This window comes from Streptomyces sp. NPDC088553 (genome assembly GCF_044752965.1).
Taxonomy (GTDB): domain Bacteria; phylum Actinomycetota; class Actinomycetes; order Streptomycetales; family Streptomycetaceae; genus Streptomyces.
The window spans coordinates 338695-365385 of record NZ_JBIVMG010000005.1 but is presented as its reverse complement, the minus strand read 5'-3'; the positions used below and the strand labels follow the sequence as shown (position 1 = coordinate 365385).

Annotated in this window: 25 protein-coding genes; 7 read left to right on the top strand and 18 right to left on the bottom strand. The window is 70.8% G+C overall.

From position 1 onward, the window contains the following. Positions 1-2: 2 nt before the first annotated feature. The 11 genes from nuoK to ACIP8Z_RS18370 are packed head-to-tail and all read right to left on the bottom strand — an operon-like array spanning position 3 to position 10626. Complete coding sequence (gene nuoK / locus ACIP8Z_RS18420) at positions 3-302, bottom strand: NADH-quinone oxidoreductase subunit NuoK (protein ID WP_017239464.1); 300 nt, start codon at positions 300-302, stop codon at positions 3-5. Then, the gene (locus tag ACIP8Z_RS18415; protein ID WP_319310805.1) at positions 299-1126 is read right to left on the bottom strand and encodes an NADH-quinone oxidoreductase subunit J; all 828 of its coding nucleotides are present in this window, start codon (positions 1124-1126) and stop codon (positions 299-301) included. Before ACIP8Z_RS18415 ends, nuoK begins: the two co-directional genes overlap by 4 nt. Then, positions 1123-1719, bottom strand: coding sequence for an NADH-quinone oxidoreductase subunit NuoI (gene nuoI / locus ACIP8Z_RS18410; RefSeq protein ID WP_266968159.1), 597 nt, complete (start codon positions 1717-1719; stop codon positions 1123-1125). Before nuoI ends, ACIP8Z_RS18415 begins: the two co-directional genes overlap by 4 nt. Then, on the bottom strand, positions 1694-3055 hold the full coding sequence (gene nuoH / locus ACIP8Z_RS18405) for an NADH-quinone oxidoreductase subunit NuoH (protein ID WP_402084563.1): 1362 nt from the start codon (positions 3053-3055) through the stop codon (positions 1694-1696). The genes nuoI and nuoH overlap by 26 nt, the downstream gene beginning before the upstream one ends. After that, positions 3052-5562 carry an NADH-quinone oxidoreductase subunit G gene (locus ACIP8Z_RS18400; protein ID WP_402084561.1) on the bottom strand — a complete coding sequence of 837 codons (2511 nt, stop codon included), beginning with the start codon at positions 5560-5562 and terminating at the stop codon, positions 3052-3054. The genes nuoH and ACIP8Z_RS18400 overlap by 4 nt, the downstream gene beginning before the upstream one ends. After that, on the bottom strand, positions 5559-6911 hold the full coding sequence (nuoF, locus tag ACIP8Z_RS18395; protein WP_319310812.1) for an NADH-quinone oxidoreductase subunit NuoF: 1353 nt from the start codon (positions 6909-6911) through the stop codon (positions 5559-5561). Before nuoF ends, ACIP8Z_RS18400 begins: the two co-directional genes overlap by 4 nt. Then, a complete protein-coding gene (gene nuoE, locus ACIP8Z_RS18390) occupies positions 6908-7648 on the bottom strand; it encodes an NADH-quinone oxidoreductase subunit NuoE (RefSeq protein ID WP_030318838.1) in 741 nt (246 codons plus the stop codon). Before nuoE ends, nuoF begins: the two co-directional genes overlap by 4 nt. Further along, positions 7645-8967, bottom strand: a complete 1323-nt coding sequence (locus tag ACIP8Z_RS18385) for an NADH-quinone oxidoreductase subunit D (RefSeq protein WP_402084559.1) — start codon at positions 8965-8967, stop codon at positions 7645-7647. Before ACIP8Z_RS18385 ends, nuoE begins: the two co-directional genes overlap by 4 nt. Continuing rightward, complete coding sequence (locus tag ACIP8Z_RS18380) at positions 8967-9698, bottom strand: NADH-quinone oxidoreductase subunit C (protein WP_319310817.1); 732 nt, start codon at positions 9696-9698, stop codon at positions 8967-8969. The genes ACIP8Z_RS18385 and ACIP8Z_RS18380 overlap by 1 nt, the downstream gene beginning before the upstream one ends. Beyond that, a complete protein-coding gene (locus tag ACIP8Z_RS18375; RefSeq protein WP_319310819.1) occupies positions 9695-10249 on the bottom strand; it encodes an NADH-quinone oxidoreductase subunit B family protein in 555 nt (184 codons plus the stop codon). The genes ACIP8Z_RS18380 and ACIP8Z_RS18375 overlap by 4 nt, the downstream gene beginning before the upstream one ends. A 17-nt stretch (positions 10250-10266) precedes the next feature. After that, positions 10267-10626, bottom strand: a complete 360-nt coding sequence (locus ACIP8Z_RS18370; protein ID WP_019888619.1) for an NADH-quinone oxidoreductase subunit A — start codon at positions 10624-10626, stop codon at positions 10267-10269. Positions 10627-11296: 670 nt separating this feature from the next. Here ACIP8Z_RS18370 and ACIP8Z_RS18365 point away from each other — a divergent pair. Continuing rightward, positions 11297-12193: a C40 family peptidase gene (locus tag ACIP8Z_RS18365; RefSeq protein WP_402084555.1), complete on the top strand. Its 897-nt coding sequence runs from the start codon at positions 11297-11299 to the stop codon at positions 12191-12193. Between the two features lie 61 nt (positions 12194-12254). Here the strand turns inward: ACIP8Z_RS18365 and ACIP8Z_RS18360 are convergent, their stop codons facing one another. Then, on the bottom strand, positions 12255-13166 hold the full coding sequence (locus ACIP8Z_RS18360; RefSeq protein ID WP_402084554.1) for an NAD(P)-dependent oxidoreductase: 912 nt from the start codon (positions 13164-13166) through the stop codon (positions 12255-12257). Between the two features lie 95 nt (positions 13167-13261). Here ACIP8Z_RS18360 and ACIP8Z_RS18355 point away from each other — a divergent pair, with 95 nt between their 5' ends. After that, positions 13262-14257, top strand: a complete 996-nt coding sequence (locus tag ACIP8Z_RS18355; RefSeq protein WP_402084551.1) for a GlxA family transcriptional regulator — start codon at positions 13262-13264, stop codon at positions 14255-14257. On the opposite strand, the gene ACIP8Z_RS18350 is transcribed toward ACIP8Z_RS18355, so the two are convergent. The 5 genes from ACIP8Z_RS18350 to ACIP8Z_RS18330 all read right to left on the bottom strand — a co-directional run bounded on the left by ACIP8Z_RS18350 (position 14223) and on the right by ACIP8Z_RS18330 (position 19401). Further along, a complete protein-coding gene (locus ACIP8Z_RS18350; RefSeq protein WP_383587344.1) occupies positions 14223-15509 on the bottom strand; it encodes a geranylgeranyl reductase family protein in 1287 nt (428 codons plus the stop codon). The two genes, ACIP8Z_RS18355 and ACIP8Z_RS18350, sit on opposite strands and share 35 nt — an antisense overlap. Before the next feature lie 189 nt (positions 15510-15698). Then, positions 15699-16394, bottom strand: a complete 696-nt coding sequence (locus ACIP8Z_RS18345) for a demethylmenaquinone methyltransferase (protein WP_319310828.1) — start codon at positions 16392-16394, stop codon at positions 15699-15701. Between the two features lie 84 nt (positions 16395-16478). Then, complete coding sequence (locus ACIP8Z_RS18340) at positions 16479-17078, bottom strand: imidazolonepropionase-like domain-containing protein (protein WP_402084548.1); 600 nt, start codon at positions 17076-17078, stop codon at positions 16479-16481. 7 nt (positions 17079-17085) lie between these two features. Beyond that, positions 17086-18285, bottom strand: a complete 1200-nt coding sequence (gene mqnC / locus ACIP8Z_RS18335; RefSeq protein WP_187623262.1) for a cyclic dehypoxanthinyl futalosine synthase — start codon at positions 18283-18285, stop codon at positions 17086-17088. 243 nt (positions 18286-18528) lie between these two features. After that, positions 18529-19401 (bottom strand): menaquinone biosynthetic enzyme MqnA/MqnD family protein, encoded by an 873-nt coding sequence (locus ACIP8Z_RS18330; protein ID WP_402084546.1) that lies wholly within the window; start codon positions 19399-19401, stop codon positions 18529-18531. A gap of 261 nt (positions 19402-19662) precedes the next feature. Between ACIP8Z_RS18330 and ACIP8Z_RS18325 the strand changes: the two genes are divergently transcribed. Continuing rightward, a complete protein-coding gene (locus ACIP8Z_RS18325) occupies positions 19663-19866 on the top strand; it encodes a cold-shock protein (RefSeq protein WP_015035453.1) in 204 nt (67 codons plus the stop codon). 143 nt (positions 19867-20009) lie between these two features. On the opposite strand, the gene ACIP8Z_RS18320 is transcribed toward ACIP8Z_RS18325, so the two are convergent. Beyond that, positions 20010-20846 carry a M23 family metallopeptidase gene (locus ACIP8Z_RS18320; protein ID WP_402084543.1) on the bottom strand — a complete coding sequence of 279 codons (837 nt, stop codon included), beginning with the start codon at positions 20844-20846 and terminating at the stop codon, positions 20010-20012. A gap of 151 nt (positions 20847-20997) precedes the next feature. On the opposite strand from ACIP8Z_RS18320, the gene ACIP8Z_RS18315 reads away from it, so the two are divergent. The 4 genes from ACIP8Z_RS18315 to ACIP8Z_RS18300 all read left to right on the top strand — a co-directional run bounded on the left by ACIP8Z_RS18315 (position 20998) and on the right by ACIP8Z_RS18300 (position 26666). After that, positions 20998-21399 carry a DUF1992 domain-containing protein gene (locus ACIP8Z_RS18315; protein ID WP_402084541.1) on the top strand — a complete coding sequence of 134 codons (402 nt, stop codon included), beginning with the start codon at positions 20998-21000 and terminating at the stop codon, positions 21397-21399. Positions 21400-21464: 65 nt separating this feature from the next. Then, positions 21465-21971: a DinB family protein gene (locus ACIP8Z_RS18310; RefSeq protein WP_402085298.1), complete on the top strand. Its 507-nt coding sequence runs from the start codon at positions 21465-21467 to the stop codon at positions 21969-21971. Positions 21972-22066: 95 nt separating this feature from the next. Then, positions 22067-24292, top strand: coding sequence for an FG-GAP repeat domain-containing protein (locus ACIP8Z_RS18305; RefSeq protein WP_402084538.1), 2226 nt, complete (start codon positions 22067-22069; stop codon positions 24290-24292). A gap of 136 nt (positions 24293-24428) precedes the next feature. Further along, entirely contained in the window at positions 24429-26666 is a 2238-nt protein-coding gene (locus tag ACIP8Z_RS18300) for an FG-GAP repeat domain-containing protein (protein WP_402084535.1), read from the top strand. The last annotated feature ends 25 nt before the right edge of the window (positions 26667-26691 follow it).

The following is a 26691-nucleotide window of genomic DNA, read 5'->3' as shown; positions in this document are numbered from 1 at the left end:
CCTCACAGCTTCATCAGGCTGGCGTCGTCGACCGAGGCCGAGTGGCGGGCACGGAAGACGGACACGATGATCGCGAGCCCGACGACGACCTCCGCGGCGGCGACGACCATCGTGAAGAAGGCGATGATCTGGCCGTCGAGGTTTCCGTGCATACGGGAGAAGGTGACGAACGCGAGGTTGCAGGCGTTGAGCATGAGCTCGACGCACATGAAGACCACGATCGCGTTGCGCCGGATCAGGACCCCGGCCGCACCGATGGTGAACAGCAGCGCGGCGAGGTACAGGTAGTTGACGGGATTCACCGGGTGGCCTCCTCTTCGTCCCGGTCCCGGCCGAGCCGCTCCTCGGAGCGCTGCTCCAGGGCCTTGAGGTCGGCGAGGGCCTCGGTGGACACGTCCCGGATCTGGCCCCGCTTGCGCAGGGTCTGCATGACGGTGAGCTCCGCGGGGGTGCCGTCGGGCAGCAGACCGGCGATGTCCACGGCGTTGTGCCGGGCGTAGACGCCGGGCGCGGGCAGCGGCGGCACGTGCGTGCCCTCGCGTACGCGCTGCTCGGAGAGTTCGCGCTGGGTGCGGGCCTTCTCGGTGCGCTCGCGGTGGGTGAGCACCATCGCGCCGACGGCGGCGGTGATGAGGAGCGCGCCGGTGATCTCGAAGGCGAAGACGTACTTGGTGAAGATGAGGGCGGCGAGGCCCTCGACGTTTCCGCCGTGGGCGCTGTTGGCGGCGCCGAGTCCGGCGAACTCCTTCAGCGAGGCGTTGCCGATGCCGGCGACGAGCAGGACGCCGAAGCCGAGGCCGCAGGCGACGGCCCACCAGCGCTGGCCCTTGATGGTCTCCTTCAGCGAGTCCGCAGCCGTGACACCGACCAGCATGACGACGAAGAGGAAGAGCATCATGATCGCGCCGGTGTAGACGACGATCTGGACGATGCCGAGGAAGTACGCCCCGTTGGCCAGGTAGAAGACCGCCAGGATGATCATGGTTCCGGCGAGGCAGAGCGCCGAGTGCACGGCCCGCCTCATCAGGATCGTGCAGAGGGCGCCGATGACGGCGACGGTGCCGAGGACCCAGAACTGGAAGGCCTCGCCCGAGGACGTCGTGTACGCCGCGAGGTTCGCGCTCATGCCTCCGCCCCCTCCGGCTCGCCCTTCTCCCCCTTGGACACGGCGACCTGGCGGACGGTCCCGGGTGCGGCCCCTTCGACGAGGCCCAGGTAGTAGTCCTGCTCCGTCATGCCCGGGAAGATCGCGTGCGGCGAGTCGACCATGGTGTCCTCCAGGCCCGCGAGGAGCTGCTCCTTGGTGTAGATCAGGTTCTCGCGGGAGGAGTCGGCCAGTTCGAACTCGTTGGTCATCGTCAGCGCCCGGGTGGGGCAGGCCTCGATGCAGAGTCCGCAGAGGATGCAGCGGGCGTAGTTGATCTGGTAGACGCGGCCGTACCGCTCGCCCGGGGAGTAGCGCTCCTCGTCCGTGTTGTCCGCGCCCTCGACGTAGATGGCGTCGGCGGGACAGGCCCAGGCGCACAACTCGCAGCCGACGCACTTCTCCAGACCGTCGGGGTGACGGTTGAGCTGGTGCCGGCCGTGGAAGCGGGGCGCCGTCGTCTTCTGCTGCTCCGGGTACTGCTCGGTCAGCCGCTTCTTGAACATGGCCTTGAAGGTCACGCCGAAGCCGGCCACCGGATTCTGGAAATCAGACACCGTCCGTCTCCTTTCCATCACTCGCGGTAGCAGTATCGGGGGCGCCACTGACAACGAGGTCCCGGTCCTGCCGCGGCCTGCGCCGGGGCACGGGCGGCAGGGACTGTCCGGGCTTGGGCGGTACGGGGAAGCCTCCGGCCATCGGGTCGAAGGAGCGTGCGTCCTCCGGCGCGGGTGCCGCGGCCTTCGCCCTCCGGTCGCGGAACACGTCGACCACGAAGGAGAGCAGCAGCAGTCCGAGGACGGCGCCGGCGACGTACAGGACGATGTTGCCGAAGGCGATGTTCTCGTTCCGCAGCGCCCGGACGGTGGCGACCAGCATCAGCCACACGACGGAGACCGGGATGAGGACCTTCCAGCCGAGCTTCATCAGCTGGTCGTAGCGGACGCGGGGCAGCGTGCCGCGGAGCCAGATGAAGAAGAAGAGCAGCAGCTGCACCTTGATGACGAACCAGAGCATCGGCCACCAGCCGTGGTTCGCGCCCTCCCAGAAGGTGGACACCGGGTACGGGGCCCGCCAGCCGCCCAGGAAGAGGGTCACCGACACGGCCGAGACCGTCACCATGTTCACGTACTCGGCGAGCATGAACAGCGCGAACTTGATGGACGAGTACTCGGTGTTGAACCCGCCGACGAGGTCGCCCTCGGACTCCGGCATGTCGAACGGGGCGCGGTTCGTCTCACCGACCATCGTGACGATGTAGATGATGAACGAGACCGGCAGCAGGATCACGAACCAGCGGTCGGCCTGCGCCTCGACGATCGCCGAGGTCGACATCGACCCCGAGTAGAGGAAGACGGAGGCGAAGGCGGCGCCCATGGCGATCTCGTACGAGATCATCTGCGCGCAGGAGCGCAGACCGCCGAGCAGCGGGTACGTCGAGCCGGAGGACCAGCCGGCGAGGACGATGCCGTAGATGCCGACGGAGGCGACCGCGAGGACGTACAGCATCGCGATCGGCAGGTCGGTCAGCTGCATCGAGGTGCGGTGGCCGAAGATCGAGACCTCGTTGCCGGCCGGACCGAAGGGGATCACGGCGATCGCCATGAACGCCGGGATGGCCGCGATGATCGGGGCGAGGACGTAGACGACCTTGTCGGCCTTCTTGACGATCACGTCCTCCTTCAGCATCAGCTTGACGCCGTCCGCGAGGGACTGGAGGAGGCCCCAGGGGCCGTGCCGGTTGGGGCCGATGCGCAGCTGCATCCAGGCGACGACCTTGCGCTCCCACACGATGGAGAACAGCACGGTGATCATCAGGAAGGCGAAGCAGAAGACGGCCTTGATCAGGACGAGCCACCAGGGGTCCGTACCGAACATGGACAGGTCTTCGGCGGCGAGCGGCGTGGTCATGCCTGCACCTCCGTGACATCGACGGGGCTCGGGGTCGCCGGGCCGATGCGGACCAGGTCGCCCGGGTGGGCGCCGGTGTCGGAGAGGACGCCGCGCCCGGCCGAGTTCAGCGGGAGCCAGACGACGCGGTCGGGCATCTCGGTGACCTGGAGCGGGAAGGCGACGGAGCCCGCGGGGCCGGCGACTTCGAGGGTGTCGCCGTCCTTGACGCCGGTGTCGGCGGCGGTGGCGGCGGAGAGCCGGGCGACGGCCGCGTGCCGGGTGCCCGCGAGGGCGGTGTCGCCCTCCTGGAGCCGGCCGAGGTCGAGCAGCATCCGGTGTCCGGCGAGGACGGCCTCGCCGTCGCCGGGCCGCGGCGCGGCCTGGCCGGGCTCGACGGGCTCGGAGGCCCGCTCCTCCGTCCAGCCGCCGAGCCGGTCGAGTTCCCGGCGTACGGCCCTGAGGTCGGGCAGCGCCAGGTGGGCGTCGAGGGCGTCGGCGAGCATGTGGAGCACGCGCGCGTCCGCCGGGGCCAGGGGCCGGGTCATCTGCTCGGGCTTGAGCGCGGCCTCGAACATCCGGGCCCTGCCCTCCCAGTTGAGGAAGGTGCCGGGCTTCTCGGCGACGGCGGCGACCGGGAGGACGACGTCGGCGCGGGCGGTCACCTCGCTGGGCCGCAGCTCCAGGGAGACGACGAAGGCCGCGTCGAGGGCCTCGCGCGCGCGTGCCGGGTCCGGGAGGTCGGAGACCTCGACGGCGCCGACGAGCAGGGCGGCGAGCTCCCCGGTGGCGGCGGCCTCCACGATCTGGCCGGTGTCGCGGCCGTAGCCGTGCGGGAGTTCACGGACTCCCCAGGCGGCGGCGACCTCCTCACGCGCGCGCGGGTCGGTCGCGGGCCGGCCGCCGGGCAGCAGCGCGGGGAGCGCTCCGGCCTCGACGGCTCCGCGTTCGCCGGAGCGGCGCGGGATCCACACGAGCCGGGCGCCGGTGGCGGCGGCGGTGCGCAGAGCGGCGGTCAGGGCGCCGGGGACACCGGCGAGGCGCTCGCCGACGGCCAGGACCGCGCCGTCCTTGCGGAGGGCCTCGGCGGCGGCGAGTCCGTCGCCTTCGAGGCCGACGCGGGAGGTGAGCGCGTCGAGCCACTCGGTCTCGGTGCCGGGGGCGGCGGGCAGCAGGGTGCCGCCCGCCTTCTCCAGGCCGCGGGTGGCGAAGGCGGCGACCGCGTAGGTCTGCTGGCCGTGCTTGCGCCAGGCCTTGCGGAGCCGCAGGAAGACGCCGGGGGCCTCCTCCTCGGCCTCCAGGCCGACGAGGAGGACGGCCGGGGCGGCTTCGAGCGAGGTGTACGTGACACCCGTGCCGTCCAGGTCGCGGCCGCGTCCGGCGACGGCGGAGGCCAGGAAGTCGGCCTCCTCGCCGGAGTGGATCCGGGCCCGGAAGTCGATGTCGTTGGTGTCGAGGGCGACCCGGGCGAACTTGGCGTACGCGTAGGAGTCCTCGACGGTCAGCCTGCCGCCGGCGAGGACGCCGGTGCGGCCGCGGACGAGACCGCGGGCGGCCGCCTCCAGGGCCTCGGGCCAGGACGCGGGCTCCAGTTCACCGGTGTCGGCGTTGCGGACCAGCGGGGTGGTGAGCCGGTCGCGCTGCTGGGCGTAGCGGAAGCCGAAGCGGCCCTTGTCGCAGATCCACTCCTCGTTGACCTCGGGGTCGTCGGCGGCGAGCCGCCGCATGACCTTGCCGCGCCGGTGGTCGGTGCGGGTGGCGCAGCCACCGGCGCACTGCTCGCACACGGACGGCGAGGAGACGAGGTCGAAGGGGCGGGAGCGGAAGCGGTAGGCGGCGGAGGTGAGGGCGCCGACCGGGCAGATCTGGATGGTGTTGCCGGAGAAGTACGACTCGAAGGGGTCGCCCTCGCCGGTGCCGACCTGCTGGAGGGCGCCGCGCTCGATGAGTTCGATCATCGGGTCGCCGGCGACCTGGTTGGAGAAGCGGGTGCAGCGGGCGCAGAGGACGCAGCGCTCGCGGTCGAGCAGCACCTGGGTGGAGATCGGAATCGGCTTCTCGTAGGTGCGCTTGACGCCCTCGAAGCGGGACTCGGACTGCCCGTGGGACATGGCCTGGTTCTGCAGGGGGCACTCGCCGCCCTTGTCGCAGACCGGGCAGTCCAGCGGGTGGTTGACGAGCAGCAGCTCCATCACGCCGTGCTGGGCCTTCTCGGCGACGGGGCTGGTCAGCTGCGACTTCACCACCATGCCGTCGGTGCAGGTGATGGTGCAGGAGGCCATCGGCTTGCGCTGGCCCTCGACCTCGACGATGCACTGTCGGCAGGCGCCGGCGGGGTCGAGGAGCGGGTGGTCGCAGAAACGCGGGATCTCGATGCCGAGCTGTTCGGCGGCGCGGATGACCAGGGTCCCCTTGGGGACGGAGATCTCGATGCCGTCGATCGTCAGTGAGACCATGTCCTGGCCGGCGGCCCCTGGCGATCCGGCCGGGCTGCCGCCGCCGGCGGGCTGGGGCGTGGTGACGGTCATGCGGTCACCTCCTTGTGGTTGTCCGCCCAGGCGGTCGACTTGGCCGGGTCGAAGGGGCAGCCGCGGCCGGTGATGTGCTGCTCGTACTCGTCGCGGAAGTACTTGAGCGAGGAGAAGATCGGCGAGGCGGCGCCGTCGCCGAGGGCGCAGAACGACTTGCCGTTGATGTTGTCGGCGATGTCGTTGAGCTTGTCGAGGTCGGACAGCTTGCCCTTGCCGGCCTCGATGTCACGGAGCAACTGGACGAGCCAGTAGGTGCCTTCGCGGCAGGGCGTGCACTTGCCGCAGGACTCGTGGGCGTAGAACTCGGTCCAGCGGGTGACGGCCCGGACGACGCAGGTGGTCTCGTCGAAGCACTGGAGGGCCTTGGTGCCGAGCATCGATCCGGCGGCGCCGACGCCCTCGTAGTCGAGGGGCACGTCGAGGTGCTCGTCGGTGAACATCGGGGTGGAGGAGCCGCCGGGCGTCCAGAACTTGAGCCGGTGGCCGGCGCGCATGCCGCCGCTCATGTCGAGGAGCTGGCGCAGGGTGATGCCGAGGGGGGCCTCGTACTGGCCGGGCGAGGTGACGTGCCCGGACAGCGAGTACAGCGTGAAGCCCGGGGACTTCTCGCTGCCCATCGAGGTGAACCACTCCTTGCCCCGGTTGAGGATCGCGGGAACGGACGCGATGGACTCCACGTTGTTCACCACGGTGGGGCAGGCGTACAGACCGGCGACCGCGGGGAAGGGCGGGCGCAGCCGGGGCTGGCCGCGGCGCCCTTCGAGGGAGTCGAGCAGCGCGGTCTCCTCACCGCAGATGTACGCGCCGGCGCCGGCGTGCACGGTGATGTCCAGGTTCAGTCCGCTGCCGAGGATGTCCCGGCCGAGGTAGCCGGCGGCGTACGCCTCGCGCACCGCCTCGTGGAGGCGGCGCAGGACGGGGACGACCTCGCCGCGCAGGTAGATGAACGCGTGCTCGGAGCGGATCGCGTAGCAGGCGATGATCATTCCCTCGATGAGGGAGTGCGGGTTGGCGAAGAGGAGGGGGATGTCCTTGCAGGTGCCGGGCTCGGACTCGTCGGCGTTGACGACGAGGTAGTGCGGCTTGCCGTCGCCCTGCGGGATGAACTGCCACTTCATGCCGGTGGGGAAGCCGGCGCCGCCGCGTCCGCGGAGGCCGGATTCCTTGACGTAGGCGATGAGGGCGTCGGGGCTCATCGCGAGGGCCTGCCTGAGCCCCTGGTATCCCTCGTGCCGCTCGTACGTCTCCAGGGTCCAGGATTCGGGCTGGTCCCAGAAGGCGGAGAGGACGGGCGAAAGGAGCTTCTCGGGGCTGCTGTTGTTGATCTCGGCGGCCAAGGTCATCACTCCCCCTCCTGACCAGAGGTCTCACCGCGCGGGTGGACGATTCGGTGGTGCGGCTGCTCGCCCTTGGCGAGTCGGAGTCCCACGAGCGAGGCGGGGCCCGCGCCGCCGGTGGCCTCGACGGCGCCGGGGCGCTCGTCGGGGAAGCCGGCGAGGATGCGGGCGGTCTCCTTGAACGTGCAGATCGGGGCGCCGCGGGTGGGTTCGACGGTCCGGCCGGCCCGCAGGTCGTCGACCATGCGCTTGGCGGACTCGGGGGTCTGGTTGTCGAAGAACTCCCAGTTGACCATCACCACGGGGGCGAAGTCGCAGGCCGCGTTGCACTCGATGTGTTCGAGCGTGATCTTGCCGTCGTCGGTGGTCTCGTTGTTGCCGACGGCGAGGTGCTCCTTGAGCTCCTCGAAGATGGCGTCGCCGCCCATGACCGCGCAGAGCGTGTTCGTACAGACGCCGACCTGGTAGTCGCCGGAGGGCTTGCGCCGGTACATCGTGTAGAAGGTGGCGACGGCGGTGACCTCGGCGGTGGTCAGACCGAGGGTCTCGGCGCAGAACGCCATGCCGGTACGGGTGACATGGCCCTCCTCCGACTGCACGAGGTGCAGCATCGGCAGGAGCGCGGAGCGGGAGTCCGGGTAGCGGTCGATGATCGCCCGCGCGTCCTCGGTGAGGCGGGCGTGGACCTCGGCCGGGTAGGCGGGGGCGGGGAGCTGGGGCATGCCCAGACTGATCTGGTCGGTCATCGGTCGACGCCTCCCATCACGGGGTCGATGGAGGCGACGGCGACGATGACGTCGGCGACCTGGCCGCCCTCGCACATCGCGGCCATGGCCTGGAGGTTGGTGAAGGACGGGTCGCGGAAGTGGACCCGGAAGGGGCGGGTGCCGCCGTCGGAGACGACGTGCACGCCGAGCTCGCCCTTGGGCGACTCGACGGCCGCGTAGGCCTGCCCGGCCGGGACCCGGAAGCCCTCGGTGACCAGCTTGAAGTGGTGGATCAGGGCCTCCATGGAGGTGCCCATGATCTTCGCGATGTGGTCCATCGAGTTGCCGAGGCCGTCGGCGCCGAGCGCGAGCTGCGCGGGCCAGGCGATCTTCTTGTCGCCGACCATGACGGCGCCCGGCTCCAGACGGTCGAGGCACTGCTCGACGATCCGGAGGGACTGGCGCATCTCCTCCAGGCGGACGAGGAAGCGTCCGTAGGAGTCGCAGGTGTCGGCGGTGGGGACCTCGAACTCGTAGTTCTCGTAGCCGCAGTACGGGTCGGTCTTGCGCAGGTCGTGCGGGAGGCCCGCCGAGCGCAGGATCGGTCCGGTGGCGCCGAGCGCCATGCAGCCGGTGAGGTCGAGGTAGCCGACGTCCTGCATGCGGGCCTTGAAGATGGGGTTGCCGGTGGCGAGCTTGTCGTACTCCGGCAGGTTCTTCTTCATGGTCTTCACGAACTCGCGCACGGCGTCGACGGCGCCGGGCGGCAGGTCCTGGGCGAGGCCGCCGGGGCGGATGAACGCGTGGTTCATGCGCAGGCCGGTGATCAGCTCGTACAGGTCCAGGATCATCTCGCGGTCCCGGAAGCCGTAGATCATGATCGTGGTGGCGCCGAGCTCCATGCCGCCGGTGGCGATGCACACCAGGTGGGAGGAGAGCCGGTTGAGCTCCATCAGCAGGACGCGGATGACGCTGGCCCGGTCCGGGATCTGGTCGGTGATGCCGAGCAGCTTCTCCACGCCCAGGCAGTACGCCGTCTCGTTGTAGAACGAGGTGAGGTAGTCCATGCGCGTGACGAAGGTGGTGCCCTGCGTCCAGGTCCGGTACTCGAGGTTCTTCTCGATGCCGGTGTGGAGGTAGCCGATGCCGCAGCGGGCCTCGGTGACGGTCTCGCCGTCGATCTCCAGGATGAGCCGGAGCACGCCGTGGGTGGACGGGTGCTGGGGGCCCATGTTGACGATGATGCGCTCGTCGTCGGCCTTGGCCGCCGACTGGACGACCTCTTCCCAGTCGCCGCCGGTCACCGTGTAGACGGTGCCTTCTGTGGTCTCTCGGGGAGACGCGTGGGACGTGGACATCAGCTGTACGACCTCCGCTGGTCCGGAGCCGGGATCTGGGCGCCCTTGTACTCGATGGCGATGCCGCCGAGGGGGTAGTCCTTGCGCTGCGGGTGGCCCTGCCAGTCGTCCGGCATCATGATCCGGGTGAGGGCGGGGTGGCCGTCGAAGACGATGCCGAAGAAGTCGTACGTCTCGCGCTCGTGCCAGTCGTTCGTCGGGTAGACCGCGACGAGCGACGGCAGGTGCGGGTCGGTGTCCGGGGCGGACGTCTCCAGGCGGATCAGCCGGCCGTGGGTGAGCGAGCGCAGGTGGTAGACGGCGTGCAGCTCGCGGCCCTTGTCGCCCGGGTAGTGGACGCCCGAGACACCGGTGCACAGCTCGAAGCGGAGCGCCGGGTCGTCGCGGAGGGTCCGGGCGACGCGGACGAGGTGCTCCCGCTCGATGTGGAAGGTGAGCTCGCCGCGGTCGACGACCGTCTTCTCGATGGCGTTCCCGGGGAGCAGACCCTGCTCCTCCAGCGCGCCCTCGAGTTCGTCGGCCACCTCGTCGAACCAACCGCCGTAGGGGCGGGAGGCCGGTCCGGGGAGCCGGATCGAGCGGACGAGTCCGCCGTAGCCGGAGGTGTCGCCGCCGTTGTTGGCGCCGAACATGCCGCGCTGGACGCGGACCTCCTCGCCGTGCTCCCCGCGCTGCCCCGGCAGGTTCTGCGCGCTGAGGTCCTTCTCTGGGTTGGGTGTCTCGTCGCTCACCGGAGCAGGCCCTTCAGTTCAATCGTCGGCAGTGCCTTGAGCGCCGCCTCCTCCGCCTCCCGGGCCGCCTCCTCGGCGTTCACGCCGAGCTTGGAGCCCTGGATCTTCTGGTGGAGCTTGAGGATCGCGTCGAGCAGCATCTCCGGCCGCGGCGGGCAGCCGGGCAGGTAGATGTCGACCGGCACGATGTGGTCGACGCCCTGGACGATCGCGTAGTTGTTGAACATGCCGCCCGAGGAGGCGCAGACGCCCATGGAGATGACCCACTTGGGGTTGGGCATCTGGTCGTAGACCTGCCTCAGGACCGGCGCCATCTTCTGGCTGACCCGGCCGGCCACGATCATCAGGTCGGCCTGGCGCGGTGAGCCGCGGAAGACCTCCATGCCGAAGCGGGCCAGGTCGTACCGGCCGGCTCCGGTGGTCATCATCTCGATGGCGCAGCAGGCGAGGCCGAAGGTCGCGGGGAACACGGACGCCTTGCGCACCCAGCCCGCGGCCTGTTCGACCGTCGTCAGCAGAAAGCCGCTCGGGAGTTTCTCTTCGAGTCCCATAGGTGCCCCTCAGCCCCTCAGTCCCATTCCAGGCCGCCGCGACGCCACACATACGCGTAGGCGACGAAGACGGTGAGCACGAAGAGCAGCATCTCCACGAGCCCGAAAAGCCCCAGGGCGTCGAAGGTGACGGCCCAGGGGTAGAGGAAGACGATCTCGATGTCGAAGACGATGAAGAGCATCGCCGTCAGGTAGTACTTGATCGGGAAGCGGCCGCCTCCGGCGGGAGTGGGTGTCGGCTCGATGCCGCACTCGTACGCCTCAAGCTTTGCCCTGTTGTACCGTTTTGGCCCGATAAGCGTGGCCATGACCACGGAGAAGATCGCAAACCCCGCACCCAGGGCACCGAGCACGAGGACGGGCGCGTACGCATTCACGCTCCTCGCTCCTTCCAGTCGTCCTTGACCGTTGGACCGCACGGCCGGACCGTGAAAGATCGCCCCCATGTGAGGCAGTTCACAAGCCCGGCTGCCCCGCATCTTATGCCCGCCCCTCTGTGATCTGCGACACGGGGTACAGCAACGACTTTGTGATCTCCACCACCTGACGAAGGATCATGAAGTCGGATGAGCGGTGATCTTGTTGCGCGAAGCGCCCAGGTGATCACCAGATGTGACATCCGCACCGGAAATCGCTGCTCGGAGGGGGTGTCGCACTATCAAGTGATGGTCACTACAGGCAAATTGGTGATGGACGCATCCGGGTGATAAAGGAAGCGCCCGTCGCCCGGTCGGGGGGTCCGGCGTACGAGGGTGGACGCGTGCGCTCATTCACGAGCGTTGGCGAGACGGAAGTGTGACCTGCACCACACCTCGAAGCCCTCAAAAACATGGGGCTTGGCCACATGCGTCAAGAGGTGGTAAGCGTCGGGCAATTCGGACGTTTCATTGAAAACCCATGATCAAGGGCCAGATGAGCCGTGCCCGATTTGCCCGTTACGGCGTCAATAAGGGCGCCACGGAAGCGGATTAGGAGATTCCGAACGTAACTGTGGCGCAACCCACGTTTCTTGAAGGGAACCGTGAAGCCCTGATAGCGGTTGTCCTCATGTCCCACACCGCTCACATACCCAGCCACCGGAAGCCCCGCCGCAGCGCCTCGAAGCTCGCGCTGCGAGCCGGAGTTGCCGGTGGCGTCCTCGGCACCATCGCGGTGGCCGGTGCTGCCGGGCCGGCGAATGCCGAGCCGGTGACCGAGACCATCGAAATGCCCACCCTGGGCTCGCTCGAGACCGGCGCCGGTCTCGCCTCCGCCGTGGCCGCCTCCGCCGAGGCCTCCCAGCAGGAGGCGCTCGACCAGAGCCTCCAGACGCAGGAGAACCTGGCGCTGCAGAAGGCCGCCGCGGAGGCCAAGACGGCCAAGGCCCAGGCCGACCGCAAGGCCGCCGCCGAGAAGGCCGAGAAGGCCCGCCTCAAGGCCGAGGCGGAGGCCAAGGCCGAGCAGGAGCGCAAGGACGCCCAGGAGCGCGCCTCGCGCACCAGCGAGCGCACCCGGCTCGCCGCCGCGTCCGCGAGCGACAACTCCTCGGACTCCGGCTCCTCCAGCGGCTCCTCGGCCGGTTCCGGCGAGAGCCAGACGCAGGCCCCCTCCGGCTCCGCCGCCGCGATCGTGGCCTTCGCCCGCGCCCAGGTCGGCGACTCGTACGTCACCGGCGGCACCGGCCCCAACTCCTGGGACTGCTCCGGCCTCGTCCAGGCCGCCTACCGCCAGGCCGGCATCGACCTGCCCCGCATCTCGTACGACCAGTCGAGCATGGGCACCTCCGTCTCCCTGAGCAACCTGCAGCCGGGCGACATCCTGTACTGGGGCAGCCGCAGCGGCTCGTACCACGTCGCGATCTACGTGGGCGGCGGCAACTACGTCGGCGCGCAGAACTCGTCGACCGGTGTCGTCGAGCGCTCCCTGGACTGGGACATGCCCTCCGGCGCGGTCCGTCTCCTCTGATCACCTGAGCGCGAAGAGCCGTCACTCCTCGGGGGAATGACGGCTCTTCGTCGTTTTCGCCCTACTTGCTCCGGAAGGCCTCGATGAGCCGGGCATAGCTGTCGCCGCCGTGCCCCGCCGCCACGGCCTCCCGCATCAGCTCCAGGTGCAGCCGCGGCAGCCGCCCGTCGATCCCGCGCGCCTCGCCGGCCTCGATGAGGTGGCCGATGGTCGCCACCTGGACGTCGATGGTGGCGTCCGAGCCCGGGTACTCCCCCGCGTCGATCTGCTCGGCGTACGTGCTGAGGAACCAGGAGACCGTCTTCAGCCAGCGGTTCGCGAGCGCGGTGAACTCCTGGGCCGCCACCCCGTCCGCGCCCGCGAGGGCGGTGGCGTGCAGCCAGCCGCCGAAGACCGACCACATGAGCCCGAGCAGCCCCGCGTCGTACAGCGACGCGAGTCCGGCGTCCGCGCCGAGGTCGACCGGGTCGCCGAGCACGGCCAGGGTCGCCCGGTGTTCGGCGAACAGCGCCGGCGAGCCCGCGTAAAGGATCATGTTGCCGCTGTCGCCGATCCCCGGCGGCGTCGTCATGATGCCCCCGTCCAGGAAGCCGATGCCGTGCTCCGCCGCCCATTCCGCTTCCGCACGGGCCTGTTCGGGCGAACCGCTGGTCAGGTTGACCAGGACCCGGCCCCGCAGCGACTCGGTCACGGGGGCGAGGAGTTCACGTACGGCCCGGTGGTCGAGGACGCAGACCACGACGAGCTCGCTCGCCTCGACGGCCTCGGCGACGGAGGCGGCGAGGACGGCGCCCCGGGCGACGAGGGCGTCGGCCTTCCCGGGGGTGCGGTTCCAGACGGTGGTGCGGTGGCCGGCGGAGAGGAAGGCGTCGGCGAGGGCGGCGCCCATCTGCCCGAGACCGATGACCGTGACGTTCTGTGCGTCGGTGTTCTGTGCGCTGACGTTCTGTGCGCTGACGTTCTGTGCGTTCATGGGGTCCACGCTCGCAGCGGCGGATTCCGGCCGACAGTGGCAGGACCGACGCCGACCGCACGATTCCTGCCGCGCTCTGACGTACGGTCGGGAGCATGAACGCCGGAGTCGTCGCCATCGCCGTCGTACCCGACCGGCGGATCGGAACATCGCTGTGGGAGCTGTACGAGCTCTCCCTGGCGCTGGGGGTCTTCGGCATCCCGCATCCGGACCTCGCCGACCCCTGGTACCGGCTGCGGCTGTGCGGGGACCCCGGCGAGGGCGGCGTCTTCTCCGTGCGGACCGACCACGGTCTCGACGGACTCGTGGGCGCGGACACCGTCATCGTGCCGTCCGTGCCCGACGCGGTCGTGGAGGACGGCGAGGAGGTGCCGGCCGAGCTGGTCGAGGCCCTGCGCGCGGCCGCCGCGTCCGGCGCCCGGATGGTGTCGCTGTGCACCGGCGCCTTCGCGCTCGCCGCCGCCGGCATCCTCGACGGCCGCCGGGCCACCGCGCACTGGCAGCACAGCGCGCAACTGGCCGCCCGCCACCCCGAGGTGATCGTGGACGACTCGGTCCTCTACACGGACGAGGGATCCGTCCTGACGAGCGCCGGGGCCACCGCCGCGCTCGACCTCTGCCTGCACCTGGTGCGCACCGACCTCGGGGCGACCGTCGCCGGGCAGCTCGCCCGTCGTCTCGTCGTGCCTGCCCACCGGCCCGGCGGGCAGGCCCAGTTCATCGAGGCGCCGCTGCCGCCGAGCGACGACGACAGCCTGGGGCCTGTACTGCAGTGGGCGACCGAGCACCTGGCCGAGCCGCTGACCGTGGAGGAGCTGGCGCGGCGGGCCCGGATGAGCCCGCGCACCTTCCACCGGCGGGTGCGCGAGGAGTACGGCACCACCCCGCTGCAGTGGCTGCTGCAGCAGCGGGTGGCCCGCGCCCAGACCCTCCTGGAGTCCACCGACCTGCCCGTGGAGCTGGTCGGCGACCACAGCGGGCTGGGCTCCGCGGCCAATCTGCGCCGCCACTTCACCCGTGCCGTCGGGGTGTCCCCGTCCGGCTACCGGCAGACGTTCAGGCCTTCGGGGCCACCTTCGAAAGTCCGTTGATGATGCGGTCCATGGCGTCGCCGCCCGACGGGTCGGTCAGGTTCGCCAGCATCTTCAGCGTGAACTTCATGAGCAGCGGGTGGGTCAGACCGCGCTGGGTCGCGATCTTCATGACCTTCGGGTTGCCGATGAGCTTCACGAAGGCGCGGCCGAGCGTGTAGTAGCCGCCGTAGGTGTCCTTGAGGACCTGCGGGTAATTCTGCAGGGCGAGTTCGCGCTGGGCGGGGGTCGCGCGGGCGTGGGCCTGGACGATGACGTCGGCCGCGATCTGGCCGGACTCCATGGCGTACGCGATGCCCTCGCCGTTGAACGGGTTGACGAGGCCGCCGGCGTCACCGACGAGCAGCAGGCCCTTGGTGTAGTGCGGCTGGCGGTTGAAGGCCATCGGGAGGGCGGCGCCGCGGATCGGCATCGTCATGTTGTCCGGGGTGAAGCCCCAGTCCTCCGGCATCGAGGCGCACCAGGCCTTGAGGACCTCGCGCCAGTCCAGCTCGCGGAAGGCCTTGGAGGAGTTGAGGATGCCGAGGCCGACGTTGGACGTGCCGTCGCCCATGCCGAAGATCCAGCCGTAGCCGGGCAGGAGCCGGTCCTGCGCGCCGCGCCGGTCCCACAGCTCCAGCCAGGACTCCAGGTAGTCGTCGTCGTGCCGGGGCGAGGTGAAGTACGTGCGGACGGCGACGCCCATCGGGCGGTCCTCGCGCCGGTGCAGGCCCATCGCCAGGGAGATCCGGGTGGAGTTGCCGTCGGCGGCGACGACGAGCGGGGCGTGGAAGGTGACCTCGCGCTTCTCCTCGCCGAGCTTGGCGTGGACGCCGGTGATCCGGCCCGTGCGGTCGTCGATGATCGGGGCGCCGACGTTGCAGCGCTCGTAGAGGCGCGCGCCGGCCTTCTGGGCCTGGCGGGCGAGCTGCTCGTCGAAGTCGTCGCGCTTGCGGACGAGTCCGTAGTCCGGGTACGAGGCGAGTTCCGGCCAGTCGAGCTCCAGGCGGACGCCGCCGCCGATGATCCGCAGGCCCTTGTTCCGCAGCCAGCCGGCCTCTTCGGAGATGTCGATGCCCATGGAGACGAGCTGCTTGGTGGCGCGGGGGGTGAGGCCGTCGCCGCAGACCTTCTCGCGGGGGAACGCGGTCTTCTCCAGGAGGAGGACGTCCAGTCCGGCCTTGGCGAGGTAGTACGCGGTGGTGGATCCGGCCGGGCCTGCCCCGACGACGATGACGTCCGCGCTGTGCTCGGAGAGGGGCTGCTCGGTCACGGCGAGATCTCCCGGTGATTCGGCGATGGGAACGTAGCGAAGTCTAGGGGGGCCGGTCGCGCCGGACCCGGAGGGTCGTCCTCCTGCTCCCCGGGACGGGAAGGCCGTCCCGGGGTCGGAGGGCGCGCTCGGAGGGCCGGTGCACACTCCGCGGGCCGACCGTCCTCGGGGGACGGACGCCAGGAGGGATCAGGCGGGCTTGAAGCCCCGGTGGAGGGCGACGATGCCACCGGTCAGGTTCCGCCAGGCCACCTGCGACCAGCCGGCCTTCTGGAGCATGCCCGCCAGCGTCGGCTGGTCGGGCCAGGAGCGGATCGACTCGGCCAGGTACACGTACGCGTCCGGGTTCGAGGAGACCGCGCGGGCCACCGGCGGCAGCGCGCGCATCAGGTACTCCTCGTACACCGTGCGGAACGGCGCCCAGGTGGCGTGCGAGAACTCGCTGATGACGACCCGGCCACCGGGCTTCGTCACGCGGTACATCTCGCGCAGCGCCTGCTCGGTGTCCTGGATGTTCCGCAGGCCGAAGGAGATGGTGACGGCGTCGAACACGTCGTCGCGGAAGGGCAGCTTCGTGCCGTCGCCGGCCGTGAACGGCATCCACGGGTGGTTCTTCTTGCCGACCCGCAGCATCCCGAGCGAGAAGTCGCAGGGCACGACGTACGCGCCCGCGCGGGCGAAGGGCTGCGAGGAGGTGGCCGTACCGGCGGCCAGGTCCAGGACCTTCTGCGCGGGGCGCGCGTCGACCGCCTTCGCGACCTCCTTGCGCCAGCGCCGGTCCTGGCCCAGGGAGAGCACGTCGTTCGTGAGGTCGTAGTTCGCCGCCACGTCGTCGAACATCGAGGCGACTTCGTGCGGCTGCTTGTCCAGGGTGGCGCGGGTCACTGGCGTTCGGCCTCGCAGAATCGGGGTACGGGCGGGCCCGTCCATTGTCTCAGGGCCGCTCCCGGCCCGACCGGCAGGGCGCGCTCAGCGGGCCCGGTAGACCAACTTGCCGCCGATGACGGTGGCCACGCAGGTGGACGCGCCGAGGCGGGCCAGGGAGGCCCGGTCAGGGACGTCGAAGACGGCGAAGCGGGCCGGGGACCCCGGCGCCAGGGACGGCAGGAGCACCAGCGGCACCGGGGAGAACGACGGCCCGCCGGGGAGCTTCGCCGGGCGGCGGCCGACGGCGAGGCCGGCCCGGCGCACGGCGTCCACGGCGGCCCGGTCGCGCAGTTCGCCGGCGACGGCGACCGTCCCGTGGGCGAGGAGCCGCTGCACGCAACGGCGGGCGGAGGCGCCGCGGCGGGACGCGTCGGCCCGGAAGATCCGCTGCGCCCGCTCGCCGGTGATCGGCTCGGTGCCGAACCCCTCGGCCTCCCGGGGGTCCGGGTGGTACATGCCTTCGAGCAGCTCGGGGCCGAACGGGTTGAGGAGTCCGGGGGTGAGGATGCCGGGCCACCGCCGCACCCGGGCCTTGGGGACGACGGCGGCCAGGTCGTCGAACGGGCCGATGGCGGCGATGCGGTCGCCGTCGACGAGTACGGCGGTCTCGGGCGACGCCTCGGCGACGTGGATGGTCAGCACGGGCGCGTCAGTTGGCGTCGAGGAGCTTCAGCTCGGGGTGCGCCGTGCCGCCCTCGATCGCCGTGGAGGAGATGTGGGAGGCGACGCGCTCGTCGACCGGGTCGTTCGCCGGGTCGTCGTGGACGACGATGTGCTCGTACGTGGTGGTGCGCTGCGCCGGGACGCGGTCCGCCGTACGGATCATGTCGATCATCTCGCGCAGGTTGGAGCGGTGCTTGGCGCCGGCCGAGGAGACGACGTTCTCCTCCAGCATGATCGAGCCGAGGTCGTCCGCGCCGTAGTGCAGGGTGAGCTGGCCGATCTCCTTGCCCGTGGTGAGCCACGAGCCCTGGATGTGGGCGACGTTGTCGAGGAACAGCCGGCCGATGGCGATCATGCGCAGGTACTCGAGGAGCGTGGCCTGCGTGCGGCCCTTGAGGTGGTTGTTCTCGGGCTGGTACGTGTACGGGATGAAGGCCCGGAAGCCGCCCGTCCGGTCCTGCACGTCACGGATCATCCGCAGGTGCTCGATCCGCTCGGCGTTGGTCTCGCCGGTGCCCATCAGCATGGTGGACGTCGACTCGACGCCGAGGCCGTGCGCGATCTCCATGATCTCCAGCCAGCGCTCGCCGCTCTCCTTGAGCGGGGCGATGGCCTTGCGCGGCCGCTCCGGCAGGAGCTCGGCGCCGGCGCCCGCGAAGGAGTCGAGGCCCGCCGCGTGGATGCGGGTGATGGCCTCCTCGACGGAGACGCCGCTGATCCGGGCCATGTGCTCGACCTCGGACGCGCCGAGGGAGTGGATGACCAGCTGCGGGAACTCGGCCTTGATGGCGGCGAAGTGCTTCTCGTAGTACTCGACGCCGTAGTCCGGGTGGTGGCCGCCCTGGAACATGATCTGGGTGCCGCCGAGCTCCACGGTCTCCGCGCAGCGGCGCAGGATGTCGTCGAGGTCGCGGCTCCAGCCCTTCTTCGTGTCCTTGGGGGCGGCGTAGAAGGCGCAGAACTTGCACGCCGTCACGCAGACGTTCGTGTAGTTGATGTTCCGCTCGATGATGTACGTCGCGATGTGCTCGGTCCCCGCGTACCGGCGGCGGCGCACGGCGTCGGCGGCGGAGCCGAGGGCGTGCAGGGGCGCCGAGCGGTAGAGGTCGAGCGCCTCCTCGGGGGTGATCCGGCCACCCGCGGCGGCGCGGTCGAGAACAGACTGGAGTTCGGCCTTCTCGGTCACCGGGTGTGTCCCTTTCGGAGGGGTTCTGTCGACCGAACCAGCCTACGCCAGCGCTCCTCACGGCTTCCGTCGGGTGGCGTGCGGGGGCGGGGCGGTAATACGGACGGTCCGGACACGGATAAAGGGGTGAATTACCGAACGGGGACGCGACGGCGAATTCCGGGAAGCCGGCGGAAGGCCCGCGGGAGATCGGCCGGAAGGCCGGCGGCAGCCGAATCGGGAACCCGGAACGCGCGCGCCCCGCTAATCCCGTGCGGGCCGGAGCAGTTCGACGGCGACGTCCGCGGGGAAGCCGGTCGTGGGGCCGGTGCGGCGGGCGAACTCGCGGACCCCGGCGAGCTGCTCGGGGCCGAAGCGGAAGTCGAGCGTACGGAAGTACCGCTCCAGGAGTTCGGCGTCGAAGGTCTCCCAGCGGGCGGCCTGCTCTGCGACCTTGGCGACCTCCTCCAGGGAGAGGTCCCGGGAGGCGAGGAACGCCTGGTGCACCTCGTGGACGGTCTCCGGCTCGCGCGCCAGGAAGTCCTTGCGCGCCGCCCACACGGCGAAGACGAACGGGAGGCCCGTCCAGTCCTTCCACATGAGGCCGAGGTCGTGGACCTGGAGGCCGAGCCGGGGCGCGTCGTGCAGCGAGGCACGGAGCGCGGCGTCGCCGATGAGGACCGCCGCCTCGGCCTCCTGCATCATCAGGCCCAGGTCAGGGGGGCAGGTGTAGTAGTCCGGCGTCACCCCGTACCGCTCGGCGAGGAGCAGCTGCGCGAGGCGTACGGAGGTACGGGAGGTGGAGCCGAGCGCGACGCGTGCGCCGTCCAGGTCCTCCAGCGGCCGCTGCGAGACGATCACGCAGGACATGACGGGCCCGTCGCAGCCGACGGCGATGTCGGGGAGCGCGATCAGGTCCGACGCGTTGCGGAGGTACTCGACGAGGGTGATGGGGCCGATGTCCAGATCGCCCCGGACGAGCCGCTCGCTGAGCTTCTCGGGGGTGTCCTTGGTCAGCTCGAGGTCGAGGAGCGTTCCGGTCCTGGCCAGGCCCCAATAGAGGGGGAGGCAGTTCAGGAACTGGATGTGCCCGACGCGGGGCCGGCTGCGCTGCTGGTCGTCGGTTGCATTGTCCACATCGTGAGGCTAGACCCGTCTCGTACCGTGGGCATCGCCGGGGCACGCGCGTCAGCCCACGGAGCGAGATCAAACATGCGAGTGACGTGATCTTTCCCTCTACCGTCCTGGGCGGCCTGCGTGCTACGCTCAACGCAAGTTGCAGTTTGGTTTCCCTTGCAGTACAGAGCCTGCGGAGCATGTGACCCGCAGGCTTTTGTAGTTTTCAGACTTGTTTGCAGGTTCTGGAGCAGGGCGACCCTTTGGCCCATAGGAGGGCTCATGGCTACCGGAACCGTGAAGTGGTTCAACGCTGAAAAGGGCTTCGGCTTCATCGCCCAGGACGGCGGCGGCCCGGATGTCTTCGTCCACTACTCCGCGATCAACGCGAACGGCTTCCGTTCGCTCGAGGAGAACCAGCTCGTGACCTTCGACGTCACGCAGGGCCCGAAGGGCCCGCAGGCGGAGAACGTCTCCCCGGCCTAAGGGCCTGGGTCGGCGAACACGCACGACTAGAGCAGTACCCAAGGAGCCCCGCTCCGTGCTTTCGGGCACGAGCGGGGCTCCTGCCCTTCCGGCCCTTTGCGGCCCTTTCGGGGCTCCGCGGACCTCGGGGCCTTCCCCGGCGCTCAGCAGTCCGGGATCACGGTTCCGTTGTTGTCGCGGGCCTCGTCGTTGCCCCAGCGGGACAGGTAGTAGGCGGACACGTACGCCCCGCGCCCGTTCTTCCCGGCGTACACGGTGTCCAGGTCGGTCCTGAGCCACCAGTGGTTGAAGTTCCCGGCGCCGTCCCGGATCTCCTGGCCCCAGACCTTGCAGTAGACGTAGTTCGTGCCCTGGTTCAGGACGCCCTGGGGGGCGGCGGTGTTGGCCTGGGCGTAGCCCGTGGCGTTGGCGAAGGTGTCGACCCAGTACTTCCCGCCTCCCCCGCCCGAGCAGCCGTTGTCGCTGGTCAGAGACTTGGAACCGTACGAGCCGGGGTAGGGCGCGAGCGAGTGGCCGTTGATCACGATCGACTGGCCGACGCCGTTGTAGAGCTGCTCGTAGTGGATGTGGGCGCCGGAGCTGTTGCCGGTGCTGCCGGTGGTGCCGATCTGCTGGCCCTGGGAGACCGCGGCGCCGTTGGCGACCGAGTACGCGTTCAGGTGGAAGTAGTACGTCTTCCAGCCGCCCCCGTGGTCGACCACGATGTAGTTGCCGGCGCCGGACGGCTGGGAGTAGCGGTACGCGGTACCGGACGCCGAGGCCAGGACCGGGGTGCCGGCGGTCGTCCCGCCGTCGGACCGGATGAAGTCGAGGGCCTGGCGGACCTCGGCCGAGTGGTGGCTGTACGTCCAGGTCTGGCCGCAGGGGAACGGCGCCTTGAAGAGCGGCGCGGCCTGGGCGGGGGTGGTGGTGACGAGCGCGGTGAGCAGGCCCGCGACGAGCGCGAGCAGGGTGCCGAGGGGGGTGATCCGGGCACGCATGCGTCCTCCGGTACGTGGGGGTCGGTGGCCTGGGACAAGGGTCGACGCGCGTTGACCCACAGGGAACGGACCACAGCGTGCCGGAAGATCGCGTCTCGCAGTAGACGGCGAACACCACACCCGCACCGCGGGGCTTACGTAGTCTGGACACATGACCGAACGCAAGCCGCCCGGAGTCAGCTTCGAGTCGTTCGTGGACAAGCAGATCCGCGAGGCGTCCGAGCGTGGAGAGTTCAGCAGCCTGACGGGGTTCGGGAAGCCGCTCCCCGACGACTCGGCCCCGTACGACGAGCTGTGGTGGATCAAGGGAAAGATGCACCGCGAGGGCGCGTCCGTGCTCCCGCCCTCGCTGGCCCTGCGCAAGGCCGCCGAAGACGCGGAGGAGGCGGTGGCCGCGGCGGTCTCGGAGGGCCAGGTCCGTCGCATCCTCGGCGAGATCAACACGAGGATCACCGAGGCACTGCTCCGCCCGCCGGCCGGACCGCCGCTGAACCTCAAGCCCTTCGACGTCGAGGCGACGGTCGAGCGGTGGCGGGCGGAGCGCGGCTCGTGACCCCTGCTCAGCGGAGCCCGTAACCCCCGCGCGCCCGCCGTCGAGAGGAGCCCCTCATGTCCCCCATGAACAGCGCCGGTCTGCTGGCCGACTCGTTCGGCCGGATCCAGGAGGCCGTCCACGAGGCCGTGGAGGGCCTCACCGAGGACGAGCTCGCCGCCCGGGTCGATCCGGGCGCCAACTCGATCGCCTGGCTCGTCTGGCACCTCACCCGGATCCAGGACGATCACCTCGCGGGCGCCTTCGACACGGACCAGCTGTGGGACACGGACGGCTGGCGGGACCGCTTCGGGCTGCCCTTCGGGAAGCGGGCGACCGGTTACGGCCAGACGAGCGCCCAGGTGGGCAAGGTGCGCGCCCCGGCCGACGTGCTGCTGGGCTACTACGACGCGGTGCACGCGCGGACCCTCGGCCTGGTGCGGCCGGTGACGAACGCGGACCTGGACCGGGTCGTCGACAGCGCCTGGGACCCGCCGGTCACGCTCGGCGTGCGCCTGGTGTCGGTGATCGCGGAGGACCTCCAGCACGCGGGGCAGGCGGCGTTCGTACGGGGTGTGGTGGAGCGGCGGTAGAACGGGGCCGCCCGCGTACAACCATCGGTGTCGATCATGGGTCCAACCGGAGTGCGGTGACCGCCGCAGCCGGTTGTTCTTGGGGGGAATCCACCGTGCAGTACCGTTCGTCCACCCGTCTTCTCGCCGCCGTCGCCGCAGCCCTGGCCGTCACGGCCGGCACCGCGCTGACAGCTGTCCCCGCGACCGCCGCCCCGGTGACCGCCGTCCAGGCGCCCGCCCAGGCGGCCGCCGTGGTCACGCTGCCCCACCCCACGGAGATCGTCAGCGCCGGCGCGACCGGCTACCTCACCCGCGCCGTGTACCCGTCCGGTACGGAGTACCGCTGGACCAAGTACTCCGACGGCGCCACCACGTCCCTGACCACGCCCCGGACCACGTTCATGGGCGCCCAGTCCGACATCGTGTTCTCCCGCGAGGACACCAAGGTCACGTACTGGCTGAACGACATGACGAGCAACGACCCCATGCGGTACGGGCTGTCCCACAACAACCAGCGGTACGTGCTCAACGGCATCGCCGGCGAGACGCTGGTCATGTCGGACACCGACGAGGACACCGGTGCGCTCGACGTCGACCTGCTGAGCCGCGCCACGGGCACGAACACCATCACCGACGTCCCCGCCGTCCCCGACAACGCCCGCATAGGCCGCGTCTGGGCCAGCACCCCCGGCGTCGCGCTGATCCAGTACCACACCGGCACCGGCGCCGACCTGCGCACCTTCATCGTCGCCGTGGACACCGCTACCGGCCAGGCCGTGGACGGGCCGCGCCAGACGCACTCCGAGCGGACCGGCGCCGACGCCTTCGTCTCCCGCACCCACTGGGCCTGGATCGAGCGCACCACCACCAACCGCGTCCGGCTGGTGACCACCGTCCGCGGCGTCACCGCCCCGGAGGTCACCACGGACCTCGGCCAGGCCTCGACCAGCGCCGACATCGACGTCAACCTGGTGGGGAACTGGGTGACCACCGCCGAGCTCAACGGCCGCACCGCCACCGTCGCCTCGGGCCTCTTCCCGCTGACCGCCCGCTCCCTGGCCGACCCCAGGAGAACGGTCAAGCTCCTCGACCACGTCTCCAGCTCGGCCACCGCCCCCAACGGCGACCTCTACGCACGCGGCGGCACGGTCGCCCAGGGCGAGGGCATCTACCACATCTTCCCCGGCGACAACGGCGAGCCGGTCGCCACCCTGGTGGCCGGCACCGACGCCCCCACCGCGCTGGCTCTCACCTTCACCGACGTCCCGTCCACGGTCGACCTGGACAAGAACGGCGGGAAGGCGACGCTCCAATGGCAGCTGTCCCGCGAGAACGCGGCCGGCAAGGTCACCCTGCGCCACGTCCGCACCGGCAGGACCGTGGAGTTCCCGTTCGGGAACCAGGGCGAGATCCGCCGCGAGTGGCAGGGCACCCTGGCCGACGGCTCCCTCGCCCCCAACGGCGACTACACCTGGCAGCTCGACGCCAAGCCGCTCAACGGCATCGGCCCGGACCTGAAGAAGACCGGCACCTTCAAGGTGACCCGCAAGGCGGGCCTGCACGACTGCGACGACAACGGCGCCCCGGACCTGCTGTCCCGCGACGCCTCCGGCCGGCTGTGGCGCGACGAGGTCAGGAAGTCCGCCTCCTCCGCCGACTACTGGTCGCTGGAGAGCAAGCTCGTCGGCGCCGGATGGAACGCCTACGACCAGATCGAGGCCGTCGGCAACGTCGCCGGTGCCCCCGCCCCCGACATGGTCGCGCGGGACGCCTCCGGCGTCCTCTGGCTGTACCTCGGCAAGGGCGACGGCACCTTCGCCGACCGGACCAGGATCGGCGCCGGCTGGAACGGCTACAACAAGATCACCGGCGGCAGCGACCTCAACGGCGACGGCTGGTCCGACCTGCTCGCCACCGACGCGTCCGGCGTCCTGTGGGCGTACCGGGGCACGGGCAACTGGTCCTCGCCCTACCTCGGCCGTACGAAGGTCGGCGGAGGCTGGGGCGGGATGAACCAGATCACCGCCGTCGGCGACATCGCCGGCACGCCGCAGGGCGACCTCCTCGCCCGCGACACCTCCGGCGTCCTCTGGCTCTACCAGGGCGCCACCGGCTCCTCGTTCGCCACCCGGGTCCGGGTCGGCCCGGGCTGGGGCGCGTACACCCACCTCGTCGGCATGGGCGACGTGGACCGCGACGGACGCAACGACCTGTTCGCCTACGGCACGGGCGGCTCGTTCGTCTACCGGGGCACGGGCAGCGCCGCGGCGCCGTTCGGCCCGCGCGAGTCCAGCTCCGTCTACCCGGCGACGCCGACCCCGCGCCACCCGATCGTCTGACGGACCGTCCGGCCGGACCGGACGTCCGATGAACGGCGGGGCACCCCGCCCGTGGCCGCACCGCCGCGGGCGGGGCTCCCCGCCACCCATCGCAGTCTCCTGAGTTCGTCGCTTCCGAGAGGACCGAAAGATCTCCGTGAACCACAGACCCGTACGCCGGAGGCGGCAGACCGCCGCCGTCTCGGCGGTGCTCGCCGTCATCACCGCCGCCGGACTCGCGAGCCCGGCCCTGGCCACCACCCCGACCGCCCCCGTGCCGTCGGTCACGGACGAGCAGGGCACGCCGTTCACGCTCCCGGACGGCTCGAAACTCGTCAGCGCCGGCCGTACGGGCATGCTGAGCGTCACCGACGGATCGAGCGTCGTCTACCGCTGGACGCGCTTCTCCGACGGCGTCACCACGACGCTCCCCGGCAAGCGATGGGGAGCCCAGGGCACGGACACCGTCGCCTCCCAGGATGGGGCCGTGGTCACGCTCACCGACATGAGCGGGGACGCGGAGCCCGTCGTGATCGACACCTCCGCCTTCAGCACGGCCGCCACCCCGTACGCCCTCAACCGGGTCATCGGCTCCGCCCTCCTCATGACGACAAGCGTGTCCGGCGCCCTGGAGTACCACCTGGTCTCCGAGGAGGAGGGCCGGGCCGTCGACCGCGAGGTCGCCCTGCCCGAGGGCGCGCGGCCCCTGCTGGCTTACACCAACGGCCCCGGCAGCTTCGTACTCCACTACAACCGCGTCGTCGGCGAGACCTGGACGAAGCACGTGGCCGTCGTGGACTCCGCCACCGGCGCGATCACCCGGACGTACGACACCCTGCCGGCCACCGTCACCCGCTCCACCACCCTGTCCCCCACCCACGTGGCCTGGACCGAGACCCCCGCCGGCGGCACGGCGACCCTCGCCGTCGCCCGCCGGGACGGCCCGCAGGTCGAGCGGACGACGCTGGACCCGCTCAGGAACGCGGAGGGCATCCTCCTCCACGTCGTCGGCGACTGGCTGACGTACAACCGGAACGGCGGCGGCACGGCCGGCTGGACCGACGCCCTCCACCCCCTGACGGCGCGCTCCCTGGAGACCGGCGACACGGTCGCGGTCATGGACCACGTCCAGTCCAGCACCGTCGACCCGGACGGCAACCTGCTCGCCCTCGGCGGCACGGTCGAGCACGGCGAAGGCCTGTACCGCGTCGCCCCCGGCGCCGACGGCACCCCGGTCGCCACCCTGCTGACCGGCACCGGCCGGCCCACCGCCCTCACCCTGACGAACGAGAGCCTCCCGCCGGCCGGCGCCGTCGACTTCGACCGCAACGGCGGCGTGCTGAAGGCCTCGGGGAAGGTGAGCCGGTCCAACGCGAGGGTGAGCCTCTCCGTCACCCACATCGCGTCCGGACTGACAGGGGGCGCCGGCCTGTCCCTGGCCACGGGAGTGACCGACTTCGCCCTCACCTGGAACGGCCTCTTCCTCAACGGCGTCCCGGCCTACAACGGCGACTACACCTGGACGCTGACGGCGAAGCCCACCAACGGCATCGGCCCCGACGTCGTCCGCACCGGCACCTTCACCCTCACCCGCGCGCCGAAGCCCCACGACTTCGACGACAACGGCTCGCCGGACCTGCTCGCCCGGGACGGGGCGGGCCGCCTGCGCTCGTACGACATCCAGCAGATCGAGGGCTCCTCCACGATCCATGCGCTCGACCCGGTGAACCTCGGGACGGGCTGGTCCGCGTACGACCGGATCACGGCCACCGGCGACATCGTCGGCACGACCGCCCCCGACCTCGTCGGCCGCGACAGGACCGGCGTCCTCTGGCTCTACCAGGGCAACGGCAAGGGCCTCGCCCCCCGGACCCGGATCGGCGCCGGCTGGCAGATCTACAACACGCTCACCGCCGGCTCCGACGTCACCGGCGACGGCCGCCCCGACCTCCTCGGCACCGACACCGCAGGCGCCCTCTGGCTCTACAAGGCCACCGGCGACGCCACCGCGCCCTTCGCCAAGCGGGTGAAGGTCGGCGGCGGCTGGGGCGTCTACAACCAGCTCACCGCCACCGGGAACCTCGCCGGCGCCCCCGCCGGAGACCTCCTCGCCCGCGACACGACCGGCACGCTCTGGCTCTACCTCGGCAAGGGCGACGGCACCTTCGCGCCCCGCGTCAAGGTCGGCGTCGGCTGGAACACGTACGTGAGCCTCGTCGGCGCGGGCGACGTGGACCGGGACGGCCGGAACGACCTGATCACGTACGACGCGAACGGCGGCTTCTACAGCTCCCTCTACGTCTACAAGGGCACGGGCAACTGGAACGCGCCCTTCGGCACGCGCCGGGCCCCCTACAACCCCGGCCTGGGTGAGGGCTCGATCGATCTCTTCTGAACCGGTGCGGTCGCCTGCTTCGCCT

What these genes read in the sequence shown, in the direction of transcription:
- ACIP8Z_RS18325 (WP_015035453.1), top strand. Translation starts at nt 19,663, where the DNA reads ATGGCTACCGGAACCGTGAAGTGGTTCAACGCTGAAAAGGGCTTCGGC.
- ACIP8Z_RS18310 (WP_402085298.1), top strand. Translation starts at nt 21,465, where the DNA reads ATGAACAGCGCCGGTCTGCTGGCCGACTCGTTCGGCCGGATCCAGGAG.
- ACIP8Z_RS18360 (WP_402084554.1), bottom strand. Translation starts at nt 13,166, where the DNA reads ATGAACGCACAGAACGTCAGCGCACAGAACGTCAGCGCACAGAACACC.
- ACIP8Z_RS18415 (WP_319310805.1), bottom strand. Translation starts at nt 1,126, where the DNA reads ATGAGCGCGAACCTCGCGGCGTACACGACGTCCTCGGGCGAGGCCTTC.
- ACIP8Z_RS18365 (WP_402084555.1), top strand. Translation starts at nt 11,297, where the DNA reads ATGTCCCACACCGCTCACATACCCAGCCACCGGAAGCCCCGCCGCAGC.
- ACIP8Z_RS18355 (WP_402084551.1), top strand. Translation starts at nt 13,262, where the DNA reads ATGAACGCCGGAGTCGTCGCCATCGCCGTCGTACCCGACCGGCGGATC.
- nuoH (WP_402084563.1), bottom strand. Translation starts at nt 3,055, where the DNA reads ATGACCACGCCGCTCGCCGCCGAAGACCTGTCCATGTTCGGTACGGAC.
- ACIP8Z_RS18385 (WP_402084559.1), bottom strand. Translation starts at nt 8,967, where the DNA reads ATGTCCACGTCCCACGCGTCTCCCCGAGAGACCACAGAAGGCACCGTC.
- nuoE (WP_030318838.1), bottom strand. Translation starts at nt 7,648, where the DNA reads ATGACCGACCAGATCAGTCTGGGCATGCCCCAGCTCCCCGCCCCCGCC.
- ACIP8Z_RS18320 (WP_402084543.1), bottom strand. Translation starts at nt 20,846, where the DNA reads ATGCGTGCCCGGATCACCCCCCTCGGCACCCTGCTCGCGCTCGTCGCG.
- ACIP8Z_RS18375 (WP_319310819.1), bottom strand. Translation starts at nt 10,249, where the DNA reads ATGGGACTCGAAGAGAAACTCCCGAGCGGCTTTCTGCTGACGACGGTC.
- ACIP8Z_RS18315 (WP_402084541.1), top strand. Translation starts at nt 20,998, where the DNA reads ATGACCGAACGCAAGCCGCCCGGAGTCAGCTTCGAGTCGTTCGTGGAC.
- nuoI (WP_266968159.1), bottom strand. Translation starts at nt 1,719, where the DNA reads ATGGAAAGGAGACGGACGGTGTCTGATTTCCAGAATCCGGTGGCCGGC.
- ACIP8Z_RS18400 (WP_402084561.1), bottom strand. Translation starts at nt 5,562, where the DNA reads ATGACCGTCACCACGCCCCAGCCCGCCGGCGGCGGCAGCCCGGCCGGA.